The sequence below is a fragment of the candidate division WOR-3 bacterium genome (assembly GCA_016934535.1).
Classification (GTDB): domain Bacteria; phylum SDB-A; class SDB-A; order SDB-A; family SDB-A; genus JAFGIG01.
In genome coordinates this window covers 1-16,158 of sequence record JAFGSQ010000004.1, presented here as the reverse complement: position 1 = coordinate 16,158, position 16,158 = coordinate 1, and the positions used below count along the sequence as shown (strand labels likewise).

Below are 16,158 nucleotides of genomic sequence, written 5' to 3'. Positions count from 1 at the left end.
GCCATGCCAAAATCACAGGTAGTCGCCGTAATAATGGGCGGAGGTCAGGGGACACGTCTTTTTCCCCTGACTTTGGTGCGATCTAAACCGGCCGTACCTTTCGGCGGTAAATACAGGCTCGTGGATATTCCTGTCTCGAACTGTCTCAACTCGAGATTCAATAAAATTTTCGTTCTGACTCAGTTTAATTCCGAATCGCTGAACAGACATATAAACGAGACCTATCAATTTGACTCCTTCAGCAGAGGATTCGTTTCCCTGCTCGCCGCCGAACAGACTCCCGAAAAAAGCGATTGGTTCCAGGGCACAGCGGACGCTGTAAGACAGTGCCTGAGACATATTAGAGTTCAAAGACCGAATTACGTCCTCATTCTGTCGGGCGATCAGCTCTACAACATGGATTTCAGAAACCTTCTCGATTTTCACATTTCAAATGAAGCAGAGTTGACAATTTCGACAATACCTGTCGAAAAAGACAAAGCCGGATCATTCGGGATAATGAAACTTGGCGAAGATTCGAAAATCACCGAGTTTCAGGAAAAACCGGGCGCTGATAAACTCGAGAATCTCAAAAGTTTTGAAAAAAACGGCAAGAATTACCTGGCGAGCATGGGAATTTACCTTTTCAATTACGATTTACTCGAAAAAATCCTTCTCGAATCCGATTTCAATGATTTTGGAAAACATCTGATACCTCACGCAATTGAAAATTTCAAAGTATTCGGTTATGTTTTTGACGGATTTTGGGACGACATAGGGACTATTGACTCATATTTCAAAGCCAACATAGCGTTGACTGATATTCTCCCCCCTTTTTCTCTCTACGATGAAATCAACCACCCGGTTTACTACATGAGAAGATACATTCCGCCGGCAAAAGTACGCTCGTCGCGTATAGACGAGAGTATAATCGCCGATGGAGCCATTATAGAAGGCGCGACAATTATTAAAACGCTGATTGGAATAAGGTCCTACATAAAAAAAGACACGACTCTGATAAACACGGTCGCCTTCGGCAACGACTACTATCAGGTGGAAACAGGAAAAGAATTGCTATCCATCGGCAACTCCTGTCACATAGAGAGGGCGATAATAGATAAAAACGCCATTATCGGGAATCACGTAGTAATAAGAGATCACAAAAACGAAGACGATTACAAAGGCGACCTTTTCTGGATAAGAGACGGAATAACAGTCGTGAAAAAAGGCGCGATAATACCTTCCCACACAGTGATTTAAAGGGGGTGAAATTGGATCTTTTCAGAGAACTCAAGGAAAGAGGTTTCATATACCAGACTACTGACGAAGAACAGATGAAAATTATACTCAACGAGAAAAAGTCTGTTTATTATTGCGGATTCGACCCCACGGCTGAAAGCCTTCACATAGGCAACCTCCTTCCTCTGATGGCTCTTTCATGGTTGAAAAAGTCAGGTAATGAGGTTATCGCTGTTATAGGCGGCGCCACAGGATCCGTAGGAGACCCCTCCGGAAAAACAGAAACAAGAAATCTGCTGGACCGTGGCTCGATAGACAGGAATTGCGAAATCATTTCGGCTCAAATTGACCGATTTCTCGGCAGTCAAGGGCACGCGCACAGGATAGTCAACAATTACGACTGGTTCAAAGACCGGAAATTCCTCGACTTTTTAAGGGAAATCGGACCTCTTTTTTCTGTAAACAAGATGCTCGCGGCTGATTCTGTGAAACTTCGACTCGAATCGAACACCGGCATCACTTTCCTTGAATTTTCTTACATGATACTTCAATCCTACGATTTTTATTTTCTCAGAGAAAAATACGGGTGCCTTGTCCAGATAGGCGGACAGGACCAGTGGGGAAACATAGTCACTGGAATCGATCTGATAAGAAGACTTAAATCAGAACAGGTTTTCGGTTTCACAATCCCGCTTCTCCTCAACGAATCCGGCGAAAAATTCGGCAAGACCGTAAAAGGAAGCGTATGGCTTTCATCAGGTATGCTGTCGCCTTATGATTATTATCAGTACTGGAGAAACGTTCCGGACTCCATGGTCGAAAGCGCACTTAAAAGATTCACTTTTCTCCCTCTTGAGGAGATCAAGCAATTGACCAACGAAAAGATATGCCCGATCAACAGGGCAAAGGAAATACTCGGCTTTGAAGCGACCTCAATTTTACACGGATTCGAAGAAGCTTCCGAGGCTTATTCATCATCCGTAAAGGAATTCGGTTCAGCAGACAAAGACAACAGAGTGCTGACCAGTTCGGCAATTCTCAGCGCCGGATCGTCCGGAGCCGAAATTCCCTCTTATAAAGTGCCGAAATCATCTTTCGCAGAAAAAGGAGGCATTGACATAGTGTCGCTTCTAGTCGCTTCTTCGCTTTCTGTCAGCCGCTCTGAAGCAAGACGCTCGGTGTCTCAGGGAGGAGTCTTTCTCAAAGACAAAAATATCGCGGATTTCGATCATTTGGTCAAGCCGGAAGATTTGGAAGGCAGGAACGCCGTCCTCAGGATCGGTAAAAAGAGAAGGAAAAAAATAGTCATATCGGATTGAAAAACTTGGGTCAATTTCATTTATAATGATTATAAACGGCAGAAAAATCAAAACGGCTTTCGTGCATCAGCTTCCCCATCCCGCCCACCGCGCCTGGGCACGCGGAATTGGAGCCAAATTCATGTATTTCCGGGGCAACAAAAAACTGAGGGAAAGAGGCAACAGACATATTTTGCTTAACCTTCTAAGGCTCAAGTTCACTCTTTGCAAACCGGATGTCATAATTTCGGAAGGCGGTGCGCCTCTGTTTCCTTCCGTCGTTCTGCACAATTTTTCCACTTGCGCGAAAATAATACTGATAATGGCCGATGAGACCGGTATTTACGTCAAAAAAAACGACGACGTATACGCCAGGGACATAAGAGCTTTCCTCACCATGATAGACGGAGCAATAAGCGTTTCCTCGCTGACAGCAAAAACTTTTGAAGGTTTGATCCCCGGTACTGTCCCGGTGAAAACAGTTAGACCTTCCATAGGAGAAATTTTTCTTGGACAAACGTTTCCTTTTTCAGGCGACAGAAGAAAAAACACCGTAGGGATAGTATCAAAAGGCGGAAAAAGAGGCATAATGAATAAAATCCCCGGATGGCTTGATGAATGTTTTTATCTGATGAAAAAGAAGCTTCCGGACCTCCAGGTAATAATAGCGGGTGCGAACGACTCTCCCTTGAAATTCGAAAACACCAAATATTCCGGAATAATAGATTACAAAAAAATGCCCGCATTTTACAAAAATCTGGGCGTTCTTTTCCACTTTCCTGATTTCGACCCCTTCCCCGTCTCGCTGATGGAAGCTTTAGCCTGCGGATGTCCGGTACTGGTCGGAAAAGGAGCCGGAAATTTTGAATACTTCCAATCGAAAAAATGGACCGAGCTCATGTGCGAAGATCAAAATCCTTACTTCATAGCAAGAAAAGCCGCTGATATTCTGTCTGGAAGCGTGACCTTTGAAAGGTCGAGACTGTTTTCTGAAACGGTTTCAAAAGAACTGTCTCCGGAGAGGAGCTCTCTCGAATTCAGAAAAGCTCTGGAAGAAATTCTCGCCAGATGAGAATCGCTTACGACGTCACAAATCCCTATTCTCCGGGTTCCACCGGGATTGGAACATACTCCAAAGCACTCGTAGAAGCTATGAAGAATACTTTTCCGGAAAATGAGTACCTTCTTTGCGTCAGAGACAGCAGACTTAAAAAAATCGCAAGAGACAAAAAGGCGTTCATAAACAACAGGATAAAGGGCGCCAACGTATCTCACCACGCCGCTTTCAAAGGTTTTTTGATGCCTATGAAAAAGCCGGATATCTGGCACGGCCTCGATGTATGGCTTCCCGACAAATACACGGGAAATTCGAAAATCGTTTTTACAGTTCACGATCTCGTCGTTTTTTCACACCCCGAACTTTTAAAGCCGAATTATGTCAGGGCGATGAGAAAAAAATTCGAACGATATTTCAACGAGGTCATCCCGGACGCTGTAATTGCGATATCAGAGCAGACCTCCAGAGAGATAAAGTTATTTTTCCCTTCCATTTCAAAAAAAGTCCACGTTGTTCATCAGGGCGTTTCATCATTTTGGAGACCTGTAGCGACTGTTCACCCTTTCAGGAATGATTTCAAATATTTTCTGTTCGTCAGCACTCTCGAACCCAGAAAAAACTTTAGGGCCGCGCGCGAAGCCTTTTTGTCACTTTCACCGAAGGGAGTGAAACTTGTCGTAGTCGGCAAGAACAACGATGAAAAAGAGGAACTTTTTGACAGCAAAAACATAATTCAACTCGGTTACTGCGACAAAAATCACCTGAGAATCCTTTACAATCATTCCGCAGGACTTCTGTTCACTTCCATCTACGAAGGCTTCGGTCTTCCTCCGCTCGAAGCCTTGTCCTGCAATTGTCCTGTCATAGCTGAAAGGTCCCTCCCCTGTTCAGATTTTCTCCCCGAAATGTTTAAAACCGACTGCAAAGACATTGAAAGCATAAAAGAGAAAATGAGATTTTTCCTTGAAACACAGGAAAGAAAAAACCTTCACCTTTACGTCAAAGACCTCACGTGGACCTGCACCGCCGAAAAGACTTTCGCTATTTACAAAAAACTTCTTAACAAATGAGAAATTCACAGGATTTTCCAAGACCTCTTTTCTGGCAAAACAACTGTTTGCTCATTCTCGATCAGCGAAAGCTGCCGTTCAATGAAGACTATCTAAGAGTGAACACTGTAGAAGAAGCCGCCGCCGCAATATCGGAAATGGCGGTCAGGGGAGCTCCGGCCATAGGAATAACAGCCGTTTTCGCATGGGCTTTGGGTATTTTTCAAAAGTATCCACGGGAAAAAATTGAGTACATTCTATCGCGCACAAGACCGACTGCAAGGGATCTTTTTACGGCACTAGGTTTCATGAAAAACTGGCAGGGCGACGCTCTCGAAGGAGCGGAAAAGTATTTGAAAATAGCTGTCGAAAACGAGGAAAAACTGGTCATAAATGCTTCTTCACTCATACCGGAAAAATCGTTTTTAATCACACACTGCAATACTGGATTTCTGGCATATTACCGCTGGGGCACCGCCTTCGGCGCCGCGGCATGGGCTCATGAAATTGAAGGAAAAGAAGTGTTTTTGTGGGTGAAAGAGACCAGACCCAGACTTCAGGGAACTCTCACAGCCTGGGAAGCCTCCAAGAGAAACATTCCTCACCGCGTTATAGTCGATTCAGCGGCGGCTCATGTTATGAAAACCGAAACAATTGACGCAGTAATCATCGGCGCGGACAGAATATCTAAAAATCTCGACGTCGCGAATAAAATCGGATCTCTGGACCTCGCTATATGCGCAAAACATTTCGGTGTACCTTTTTACGTCGTCGCCCCGGAAACCACTTTCGACAATAACATTTTTTCCGCTTCGGATTTCGTCATAGAGGAAAGATCATCAAATGAAATCAAGAGCTGCGGCGGTTCCGGAATTTTCGCGGTAAATGAATCCGGTTTTTTCAACCCGGCATTCGACGCCGTACCCAGCGAACTGATCACTGCCGTAGCGACTGAAAACGGCATACTGCACCCTCGCAGAGATTGAGGAATAATATTTATTTGCCAGGGTTAAAGTTATTTTCTCTTAAAAATATTTCTGATGTACGATCCGTGCCAAGCCATGTGAAACAGCGATATGACGGCCATCGCCGATGCGGTTTCGACGTGCCAGTAGAGCAAGTCAAACCACGCGTCAAGCCTTTTTCCTGAATTGGCCTGTAATATCAGCATTATCGCGAGAATGAATGAAACGGCGAATGTCAGGAATAATGCAAAATTCCATATCTTCAGGTGGAACTGACGGGAAATGATTTTCAGTTTTACAAGAAGCCTCGAAAAAAAGAATATTAAGGTCAAAACGACGGCGATCGGAAGAAAGTGATACTTTTTTCCGAACAGATCTCCCTTGTTTTCTTCGTCGTTTGATTCAACAATCTGCAATGATTCGGATTCGGAAGCCGGATCATTTGACAGCACGGCGGAATAACAGTCGGAAACCGTGTCCGCTTGAGCCTCTGTAGTTTCGGTTGAAATCCGGCCGCCGTTTTCAGGAGTCATGATTTCATTCTGAATTTCCGAAGCAGTGTCTTGAAGCTTTTGAGCAGTGTCGGGGATCATACGCCTCTCTTCCGGAGAGAGCTGAGAAAAGTCGCAGATGCCGTCTGAGTCGGAATCGAAAAACCTCCCGCAGAGACCCGGGCAATCAGTTTCACCGTAAGGACAGGTGTTCCATGCGGAATTAATAAGTAAAATCAGGATTGCATAAAACACGGTCTCACTCGGTTCTGACGGCAGTGAAATGATTTATGCCGTTTCTTATGACTTGAAAAAGAAGAGGCTTTGTCCCGTTTTTATAAAGTTCGGCGGCTCTTTCATAGTCGGCAAGACTTTCAATTTGAATTTCTCCGACTTTTACTATGATGTCTCTTTGAGCGAGGCCTGCCCTGTGTCCTGCGGAACCCTGGCGCACTTGTGCGACATAAACAGCTTTTCCGCTGAGATTCAGGTTTTCAGTCTGTCTTTCGTCAAGCTCGCGGATTTCAATGCCGAGCCATGGGCCGGCGACATCGACAACTTCGGGGACCGGAATTTCCTTCTGCAAAAACTCTTCAAGAAATATTTCCAAATTCAGATCTGAATTACCCCGCTTGACAGAAAGTAAAATTCTCTCGCCGGGTTCCCTCTGAGAAACGTCTATTCTGAAACTCGTCACGTTTTGAACCGGGACTGAATTTACCTCATATATTATGTCTCCTGTTATCAAACCGGCTTTCTCTGAAGGAGATCCCTTGACTGTCCCGGTGACTATTATACCGGACTGAAGGTCTTCGGCTCCCATGGCGATTTTAAGATCGAACGTCAGGTTTTCAAGCATGACACCAATATAGGAACGGGTCACTGTGCCCGTGTCGATAAGTTCATCGGCTATTTTGGATGCCATGTTTATGGGAATGGCGAATCCGATGCCGATGTTAAGACCTGTCGGAGAAGTTATCGCGGTATTTATTCCAACGACGTTACCCCGTGAATCGAGAAGAGGCCCTCCTGAATTACCCGGATTAATTGATGCGTCTGTCTGAATGAAATACTGGTAAGACGGCCCTTCAGGCAGAGGGATTTCACTTCTGCCGACTGCACTGACGATGCCGGCTGTAACAGTCTGGGAAAATCCCAGCGGAGAGCCTATTGCTATTACCCATTGACCCGGTTTAAGTTCGTCGGAATCGCCTTTTTCCAGACAAGGCAAAGGATACACGGATTTGATTTTCAAAACCGCCACGTCTGTCTGAGGATCCGTTCCGACGAGTTCGACGTCTCTTCCCTCAAATACAGTGCCGTCCGGAAAAACAACTGAAATCCTGTGGCTTCCTCCCACTATATGGTTGTTAGTCAAAACATAACCTTCGGATGATATGACAAAACCGCTGCCTTCCGATTTTTCAAACCTTTCGCCTTTTCTCTGCTGGGGCTCTTCGAATCCGAAACTGCGGGGACCGAATATTCCTAAAGGATCCATACTGAAAGGCATTATACCGAAAGGATTGACAGTGTATGTAAATTCAACTCTTTTTTCCGCGATGACGCTGACGACAGCAGGCATAGAATTTTCGACGACTTCGCTGAAGGAATATTCGGATTGAAGGCGGTTTTCTTCGGACAATACTTCAGAAGAGTCCGGGAATGAGAATCCGCTTAAAAAAAAGGATTGAGTATAAGCTGATATCAGCAGGAAAATAGACGACAATTTGAAAAATTTACCTTTTTTCATCCTTTGCCCCTTTCGGCGGTCCTTCACAAACACTCATGTTTAAGTTATAAACCTTCAAAACTAAAAATATTCTAAAAGAGAAAAATGTCAATCGGGAATTTTAATGTTAGGTTTAATGATACACGAAAGATTTCTTGATAATTAACTGTTTTCCCAAAATGGACAGCGGGAAGGGCGGTTTCCGGGAAATAACCGTTACCGTGGAAAAATTCGTTCAATCTCTTATTAACGGCGGTTTTCCCAAAGAGAAAAAACTGAATCCAATGTCGAAAAGCTTCTGTCCGTCCAAAATGTTTCTTCCGTCAAAAATGAATGAGGGCTGGGACATACTGTCGAAAATCTTTTTGTAATCGAGCTTTTTATATAAGTCCCACTCTGTCACGACGGCTATAGCGTGCGCTTTTTCAGCCGCTTCGTAAGGGTCCTCAGTCAACTTGATTTTATTTACGTCATCTCCAAACGCCAGCGAAACATTCCTCAGCGCTTTAGGATCCGTAAGTGTGACCTCGGCGTTTTCGGCAAGAAGTTTTTTAACTATGTAAATTGCCGGTGATTCGCGGGTGTCGTCAGTGTCGGCTTTGAAAGCGAGACCGAAGACTGCGATTTTCTTTCCCGCGATAGTGTTGAACATGGATCCCAGCATTTTCAGGAAAAACCTTTCCTGCTGATATTCGTTTATTCTCAAAACATTTTCCCAGTATTCCGCAGTTTCTTTGAGAGAATAATTCTCACAGATATAGACGAGGTTCAAAATGTCTTTTTTAAAACATGATCCTCCGAACCCGACGCTCGGCATTAAAAATTTACCGCCAATCCTCGTGTCCAGGCCGACGGCGCGGGAGATTTCGGATATGTCTGCTCCCGTCGCTTCGCAAAGAGGAGTTATGGAATTTATTGAAGAAATTCTCTGGGCGAGAAATGCGTTGGAGATCAGTTTCGACAGTTCTGCGCTCCAGATATTGCTCGTGAAAATCTTTTCTTTGGGCACCCAGTGCGAGTATATCTCGACAACTTCTTCCCTCGCCTTCATGGCTTCATTTGAAGAGGCGGATCCTATCAACACCCTGTCAGGGAATTCGAGATCTCTTATTGCCGAACCTTCTGCGAGGAATTCGGGATTGGAAATGACTTCATACTTGAGCCCTTTCTTGTTTGATTCCAGTATTTTTTTCATGGCTTCGGCGGTCTTTACAGGCAGAGTGCTCTTTTCGACGACTATTTTTCCTTGGTCGGAAGATTCGAGAATATCCCTCGCGGTCTTCTCCCAATACTGCAGGTCGACGCATTTACCCGCACCTTCTCCAAATGTTTTCGTCGGGGTGTTGACGGAGACAAATATTATGTCAGCATCCCTTATTCCGGATTTGACATCGTCAGTGAAAAAAAGATTTCTGCCCCTGGCCTTTTTTACTGTTTCAAGAAGACCCGGTTCATAAATAGGAAGATCATCGGTGTTCCACCTTTTTATCTTTTCGGCGTCGACATCCGTCACAATGACTTTATAATCCTCGCACTTCTCGGCTATTACAGCCATTGTAACTCCGCCGACGTAACCGGCTCCTATACAGGTCAGTGTTTTTCTACTCACCGGAACTCCTTTGATTTTGAGAAAGAGCCCGCGGTTTTAAAACCGCGGGCAGGATATCATGTTTTCGTGATAAAGATTATCTGCCTTTTTTAGTCCTCACGGATTTTGACCTTTTGGGAGATCCCTTTTTGACCCCTGTCTTTTTTATCGCAGCTTTATTAATCAAAGGCTTTTTGGCTGAAGGTCTCTTGGTAGAAATCTTTCTGGACGCCGTTTTTTTTATCACAGGATTTTTCGAAACGGCTTTTTTTGCGGTCTTTTTTCCAGCCAAAGGTTTTCTGACGGCAGATTTTTTAACCTTTATTTTCATCGCGCTCTTCTTCCTGGAGACGGGCTTTTTAGTTAAGGTTTTTTTGCCAGCCTGCTTCCTGGCAGCGGTTTTTTTCTTTGAAACTTTTTTCTGCGCTTTATCCGCTGTTTTTTTCCTAACCGGTCCCGCCGTCTTTTTGGTTTTCACCGGTTCGGCTTTTTTTGAAGAGTTCACAGAAACTGCCTGCGCCGCGGCGAGTCTCGCTATGGGCACTCTCATAGGCGAGCAGGAGACATAATCCATACCGACTTCGTCGCAGAAATATATCGATGAAGGATCTCCTCCGTGTTCCCCGCATATGCCGATTTTCAGGTTTTTCTTCTTCTCCCTTCCGAGCGCGACGGCTATTCTTATCATTTTACCAATACCCGTCTTATCGAGTGTCTGGAAAGGATCTTTTTCGTATATTCCCATACTGACATATTCACCAAGAAACTTTCCGGCATCGTCTCTTGAAAATCCCGATCCCATCTGGGTCAAATCGTTCGTTCCGAAAGAGAAGAAATCAGCGTATTCGGCAATTTCGTCGGCAGTGAGAGCGGCTCTCGGCACCTCTATCATCGTGCCTATTAGATATTTAATGTATCCCTGTTTCAGGCCTTTTTCCAGAAAAACCTTGTCTATGACTTTCTGAGCGAGCTCTCTCGAAAGCTTAAGCTCCTTGTAATCGCCGACGAGAGGTATCATGATCTCCGGAAGAGCTTCTATGTTTTTACTGCTTTTCACTTCGATTGCCGCCTCGATTATCGCTCTGACCTGCATTTCGGATATTTCGGGATATGTGAGACCGAGCCTGCATCCCCTGTGTCCCAGCATCGGATTCTGTTCGTGTAGTTCCTCGGATATCTGTCTTATCTTTTCAACAGGCATTCCGGTAACAGAAGCGAGATTCTCCATGTCATTTTGGTCTTTCGGAAGGAATTCGTGAAGAGGCGGATCGAGAAGTCTTATGGTCGCCGGTCTTCCTTCGAGAGCTTCGAATATACCGGCAAAGTCGTTTTTCTGATAAGGCAGGAGCTCATCCAGAGCCTTTTTGTACTCGGTGAAGGACAAGTTGTGCTGTTTGCGGTATTCTATCTGTTCGCTCTCTCCCGCTTTATCAATTAATTTCTCGAGGCGTTTTGATTCGTATGCGAAAAGTATGAGTCTTCTGAAAGCGCTTATCCTGCCTTCGGCAAAAAACATGTGTTCGGTTCTGCAAAGTCCGATTCCTTCCGCTCCGAGAGATACCGCTTTTTTTGTGTCCTCAGGTGAATCCGAATTTGTTCTTATGCCCAGTTTTCTCACTTCGTCGGCCCATTTCATGATCGTCTTGAAATCCTCCGACATGGCTGTGGATCTCGTTGGAATCAAACCTTCATAAACATTACCGGTCGAACCGTTAATGGAGATGTTGTCGCCTTCGACGAAAAGCTTTCCGCCGATTTTCATAGTTTTTTCATCGTAATTTATGTTTACGTCGCCTGCGCCGACAACACAGCATTTTCCCCATCCTCTCGCTACGACAGCTGCGTGGCTCGTCATTCCGCCTACTGAAGTCAGGATGCCTTTGGCTTTATGCATTCCAGCCACATCTTCCGGGCTTGTTTCGACTCTGCAGAGGATTACGCTTTTTCCTTCTTCAGCCCATTTAACCGCGTCTACAGCAGTAAAAACCACCTGTCCCACTGCCGCTCCCGGTGATGCAGGGAGCCCTTTAGTGAGAGCGGTCGCTTTCTTGAGGTCTTCTTCTGCGAAAGAAGGATGCAGAAGCTGGTCAATATAATCGGCGTTCAGCCTCATCAGCGCTTCCTGTTTGGTAATGAGCTTTTCAGAGACCATTTCGCTGACTATCTTTACTGCGGCCGTTCCGTTCCTCTTGCCGTTTCTCGTCTGAAGCATGTAAAGCTTGCCCTGTTCTATCGTGAATTCGAGGTCCTGCATGTCCTTGTAATGATTTTCAAGCCTGTTGCATATTTTTATAAGCTCGTTGTAGTTTTCAGACAGTATTTTTCCGAGCTCTTCTATAGGCAGAGGAGTCCTTATTCCTGCGACAACGTCTTCTCCCTGAGCGTTCATCAAAAATTCACCGTGTATGACTTTTTCGCCGGTTCCCGGATCCCTCGTGAAACAAACTCCCGTTCCAGACGTCTCGCCCATGTTGCCGAACACCATTGCCTGAACGTTTACTCCGGTTCCGAGAAGATGTTTGATGTCGTGAATCTCTCTGTATTTAACTGCTCTTTCGTTGTTCCAGGATTCGAGCACCGCGTTTATCGCCTTGAAGAGCTGATCTTTCGGGTTTTTCGGAAAATCTTCTTTTGTGAATTTTTTGTATATACTTTTAAAACCCTGCACCGTCTCTTTCAATTCTTCGGTCGTAAGTTCGACGTCGAGTTTTTTGCCGTACTGGATTTTGACTCTCTTCAATTCTTCTTCGAAAGCCGAGTGAGGGACGCCCATGACTACATCGCCGAACATCTGTATGAAGCGCCTGTATGAATCCCACGCAAATCTGGGATTGTCTGTCAGGCTGGCAATGGCTGCAAGTGATTCGTCGTTGAGGCCGATGTTCAATACTGTGTCCATCATGCCCGGCATTGAAGAAGCCGCGCCGGATCTAACCGAGATCAGAAGAGGATTCTGATTGTCTCCGAATCTTTTACCTGTCGCTTTTTCCAGTTTTTTAAGATTTTCTTCAATCTCCGTCTGAAGACCGGCGGGCCATTTTTTACCCGCTTCGTAATAAAGTTTGCATACTATAGTGGAAATTGTGAATCCCGGAGGAACGGGCAGTCCTATGTTAGTCATCTCCGCGAGGTTGGCTCCCTTACCTCCGAGTATTTCTTTCATTTTGGCGTTTCCGTCGGCTTTGCCTTTGCCGAAAAAATAAATAAGTTTGTTTTTTTCGGAAACTTTTTTTGTTTGATTGGTTGCGGGCATAAATTCCTCCTTAAAAATATTACAGACTGAAGTTCAGGCCTATTGTGTGACTGTATCCGAGATCTTTCATCGGAACAAATGAATAGTCGAGAGAGAGGTTTTGTATGAAAAAACCCGCTCCAAAACTAAAACCCGACATGAGGTCGTTGGAATCTCCGGTTTTATATTCTGTCCCTTTTGTCGAATAACCAGCCCTGAACGCTATCATCTTGTAAGGCTTGACTTCGCCTCCAAAAGCTATGATAAATCTCGTGTCCGAGGCTTTCGAAAAATCGGCGTTCAGCGTGTAAAAATTCCTCGAAAATGATATTCCACCGGTGAATTTGACGGGTAAAGGATCTTTTTCCTCGTCATATGCTTTGAGCGTCAATCCAAGATTTTCAACCGCTATACCGGCTGATAAACCATCAATGTCTGAAAAACCGTAAATGGCTCCCGCGCCTAAAGACAAAACCGCCGCGTTGAATTCGTCAACAGAACTGTAAAGAAATTTCACCTCTGCTCCGGCGCTTATGTTTTCCGACAAATCTTTAGCGAATGCAAGGCCAGGCATTATTATCGAATATGAGAACTCCCCGAGTATATTGCCTTGCTGGTCCGTCTTGTCTATTCCCGGAGAAGTGAGATAGTCGATACCGCCGGAAACTATGCCGAAGGATTGAGGGTGCGTGTACGAAAAAGATCCCGTGTGAGTGGAAAACATAAGATAGCAGTAAGAAGTGCTCAGAAATTTCCCGGATTTCGAGTACGAAGCCGGATTCAGTCCGAACGACGCGTCTCCTGCTATACCAGTTCTCGCCATAGCTACGGATTTAGCAGATCCGGTGATTTTAAGAAAACTGAATCCGCTGGTTCCCGCTCCGGAATATGGGTCTGTTGAAAAAAGCGGCGAAAAAACCGCGAGGGCCAAAATTGCAGATAAAATAATCGGTTTCATTACATCCTCCAGAATTGCTGAAATTCTCCTTCTAACTACATTATATCGACTGAAAAATCAACTTTTTTTTAAAGTAAAAATGTTTTCTCCCCAAAAATTCCTCGACTGAAACTGCTGTTCCGTGGTATTTTTTAAAAAACTTCAAGAATGAGGTGAAAATGGAAAAAGTACTTCTGTCCGGCAATGAAGCAGTAGCCCGAGGAGCTTACGAAGCCGACGTGAAAGTCGCCGCGGCGTACCCGGGAACACCCTCCACTGAAATTATGGAAAATATCGCACAATACGGCGATATTTATAAAGAATGGTCGGTCAACGAGAAAGTCGCCCTCGAAGTAGCCGCAGGTGCTTCGATGGCTGGAGCCAGGGCTCTTTGCGCCATGAAGCACGTCGGCCTCAACGTAGCCGCCGACCCCCTCTTTTCAATGAGTTACATAGGCGCAACAGGCGGTTTTGTCGTAATCACCGCCGACGATCCTGGCATGCATTCCTCTCAGAACGAACAGGACAACAGACACTACGCGAGAGCCGCTAAAATACCATGTCTCGAACCATCAGACAGCCAGGAATCAAAAGACTTTGTTATTGAAGCGCTTGATATCTCGGAAAATTTCGACACGCCGGTCCTCATGAGAATGACAACCCGCGTATGTCACTCAAAAACAGCAGTTATAATCGGCGATAAAAAGAAACATGAAAATAAAGTTTACGTAAAAGACATAAAGAAGAGAATTATAGTTCCTACGCACGCCAGAGTCAGACATGCTTTCGTCGAAGAAAGGACAGAAAAGCTGATCGAATTTGCAGGAAAATCCAAACTCAACCGAAAACCCGTAAAAAAATCCGATTTTCTCGTAATAGCCTCGGGAATATCATATTTTTACGCCAGGGAGGCATTTCCCGAGATGGACTTCATGAAAATCGGAATGAGCTGGCCTCTCAATCTCGACGTAATAAAAGAAGTGACTAAAAAATATAAAAAAGTTTATGTCGTCGAAGAAAACGATCCTTTCATAGAAAACGAATTGAAAACTGCCGGAATTAAAGTAATAGGAAAAGACGTATTTCCCATGGTGGACGAGCTCGATCAGGAGAAACTCCAAAAAGCTCTCAAAAAAGAAAAAACCTTGAAAGTTCCTGTTCAGGGTCTTCCTCCCCGTCCTCCCGCCCTTTGCCCGGGATGTCCTCACACCGGCGTTTTCTACGCCATATCAAAACTGAAACTGCCGGCCACCGGAGACATAGGATGTTACACTCTGGGCGCATTTCCGCCGTTGAACGCCCTTGACACGACTGTCTGCATGGGTGCCTCGATATCCAACGCCCACGGAATGGAAAAATCAGAAACGGTCGAACTGAGCAAAAAAACAGTGGCGGTAATCGGAGACTCGACTTTCTTCCACAGCGGAATGACAGGTCTCGCCAACATGGTCTACAACAAGAGCCGCGGTATAGTCGTCATTCTCGACAATTCAACGACAGCCATGACAGGTCATCAGGGACATCCGGGAACAGGAAAAACGCTCAACTACGGCGACCACGTTAAAATTGACATAGAAAAGACGGTGATCGGTCTTGGAGTCAAAGATATTCATAAAGTTGATCCCCACGACATACCGGCGGTTTTAAATGCTTTTGAAAAATCTCTTTCTCACGACGGAGTATCTGTAATAATCGCCACGAGACCCTGCATTTTTCTCGTACCCAAACGCTCTTACGGAAAAATTTACATTGTCAACCACGACGAATGCGTGGGCTGCAGGATATGCGTGGGACTTGGCTGTCCAGCGATATCTTTCAGGGAGAATAAATCCAACATAAATCCCATGTTCTGTGCGGGATGCGGACTCTGTGCCTCCTTGTGCCCCAAGAAAGCGATAAAAATCAATGAAGGAGTCGAAAATGGCCAGGAATAAAAGCATTATGATAGCCGGCGTCGGCGGCCAGGGAATTCTTGTGGCGGCTGACATTATAGCTCTCGCCGCACTCGATTCCGGATTCGACGTAAAAAAAAGTGAAATACACGGAATGTCACAAAGAGGCGGAAGCGTGACTTCTTCCGTAAAATACGCAAAAAAAGTGTTTTCTCCCGTAATAACCTGCGGTCAAGCCGATATACTTCTTTCATTTGAACTTCTCGAATCACTGCGTCAGCTCCATTTTCTTAAAGATGGGGGGTTTCTCGCGGTCAACGAAATGCGGATAGACCCCCTCCCTGTGGCGGTCGGCAATTTTGAGTATCCCGGCGACATAAAAGAAAAACTGACGTCCATAGTCGGGGCAAAAAACCTTCTGTTTGTCAATGCGGTTGAAGCGGCTCAGACTCTCAACGACATGAGGACAATGAACGTCTTCCTCATAGGAGCCGTATCTTCAAAAATGCCGGAAATCACTCAAAAATCCTGGGAAAAAGCAGTCAGGGAAAGACTTCCTGAAAAAGCGTTCGAAATAAACATGAAAGCTTTTGAGATGGGGAAAACAGGCAGTTAGATTTTTTGGTTGCGGGAGAGGGATTTGAACCCTCGGCCTCTGGGTTATGAGCCCAGCGAGCTACCACTGCTCCATCCCGCGAC

General features: G+C 45.2%; 12 protein-coding genes and 1 tRNA gene. 7 read left to right on the top strand and 6 right to left on the bottom strand.

Features of this window, described 5'->3' with window-relative positions:
- The first annotated feature begins 3 nt into the window (after window positions 1–3).
- From JXL83_00465 to mtnA, 5 genes are read left to right on the top strand one after another with little or no spacing between them, the layout of a single operon-like run.
- Entirely contained in the window at window positions 4–1,239 is a 1,236-nt protein-coding gene (locus JXL83_00465; protein MBN2362585.1) for a glucose-1-phosphate adenylyltransferase, read from the top strand.
- 11 nt (window positions 1,240–1,250) lie between these two features.
- Window positions 1,251–2,537 carry a tyrosine--tRNA ligase gene (locus JXL83_00460; GenBank protein ID MBN2362584.1) on the top strand — a complete coding sequence of 429 codons (1,287 nt, stop codon included), beginning with the start codon at window positions 1,251–1,253 and terminating at the stop codon, window positions 2,535–2,537.
- A 25-nt stretch (window positions 2,538–2,562) separates the two neighbouring features.
- Window positions 2,563–3,588, top strand: a complete 1,026-nt coding sequence (locus JXL83_00455; GenBank protein MBN2362583.1) for a glycosyltransferase — start codon at window positions 2,563–2,565, stop codon at window positions 3,586–3,588.
- Window positions 3,585–4,643 carry a glycosyltransferase family 4 protein gene (locus tag JXL83_00450; GenBank protein ID MBN2362582.1) on the top strand — a complete coding sequence of 353 codons (1,059 nt, stop codon included), beginning with the start codon at window positions 3,585–3,587 and terminating at the stop codon, window positions 4,641–4,643. The genes JXL83_00455 and JXL83_00450 overlap by 4 nt, the downstream gene beginning before the upstream one ends.
- Entirely contained in the window at window positions 4,640–5,608 is a 969-nt protein-coding gene (mtnA, locus tag JXL83_00445; GenBank protein MBN2362581.1) for an S-methyl-5-thioribose-1-phosphate isomerase, read from the top strand. Before JXL83_00450 ends, mtnA begins: the two co-directional genes overlap by 4 nt.
- A gap of 29 nt (window positions 5,609–5,637) precedes the next feature.
- On the opposite strand, the gene JXL83_00440 is transcribed toward mtnA, so the two are convergent.
- The 5 genes from JXL83_00440 to JXL83_00420 all read right to left on the bottom strand — a co-directional run bounded on the left by JXL83_00440 (window position 5,638) and on the right by JXL83_00420 (window position 13,588).
- A complete protein-coding gene (locus JXL83_00440; protein ID MBN2362580.1) occupies window positions 5,638–6,333 on the bottom strand; it encodes a hypothetical protein in 696 nt (231 codons plus the stop codon).
- A gap of 4 nt (window positions 6,334–6,337) precedes the next feature.
- Entirely contained in the window at window positions 6,338–7,831 is a 1,494-nt protein-coding gene (locus JXL83_00435; protein ID MBN2362579.1) for a trypsin-like peptidase domain-containing protein, read from the bottom strand.
- Window positions 7,832–8,045: 214 nt separating this feature from the next.
- A complete protein-coding gene (locus JXL83_00430; protein ID MBN2362578.1) occupies window positions 8,046–9,419 on the bottom strand; it encodes a nucleotide sugar dehydrogenase in 1,374 nt (457 codons plus the stop codon).
- Window positions 9,420–9,495: 76 nt separating this feature from the next.
- Window positions 9,496–12,651 (bottom strand): pyruvate, phosphate dikinase, encoded by a 3,156-nt coding sequence (locus JXL83_00425; GenBank protein ID MBN2362577.1) that lies wholly within the window; start codon window positions 12,649–12,651, stop codon window positions 9,496–9,498.
- Window positions 12,652–12,670: 19 nt separating this feature from the next.
- Window positions 12,671–13,588 carry a PorV/PorQ family protein gene (locus tag JXL83_00420; protein ID MBN2362576.1) on the bottom strand — a complete coding sequence of 306 codons (918 nt, stop codon included), beginning with the start codon at window positions 13,586–13,588 and terminating at the stop codon, window positions 12,671–12,673.
- A 158-nt stretch (window positions 13,589–13,746) separates the two neighbouring features.
- On the opposite strand from JXL83_00420, the gene iorA reads away from it, so the two are divergent.
- Both iorA and JXL83_00410 read left to right on the top strand, forming a co-directional pair.
- Complete coding sequence (iorA, locus tag JXL83_00415) at window positions 13,747–15,501, top strand: indolepyruvate ferredoxin oxidoreductase subunit alpha (protein ID MBN2362575.1); 1,755 nt, start codon at window positions 13,747–13,749, stop codon at window positions 15,499–15,501.
- Window positions 15,488–16,075 carry an indolepyruvate oxidoreductase subunit beta gene (locus JXL83_00410; protein MBN2362574.1) on the top strand — a complete coding sequence of 196 codons (588 nt, stop codon included), beginning with the start codon at window positions 15,488–15,490 and terminating at the stop codon, window positions 16,073–16,075. The genes iorA and JXL83_00410 overlap by 14 nt, the downstream gene beginning before the upstream one ends.
- 6 nt (window positions 16,076–16,081) lie before the next feature.
- Here JXL83_00410 and JXL83_00405 read toward each other — a convergent pair.
- A tRNA-Met gene (locus tag JXL83_00405) sits at window positions 16,082–16,156 on the bottom strand.
- Window positions 16,157–16,158 lie beyond the last annotated feature (2 nt).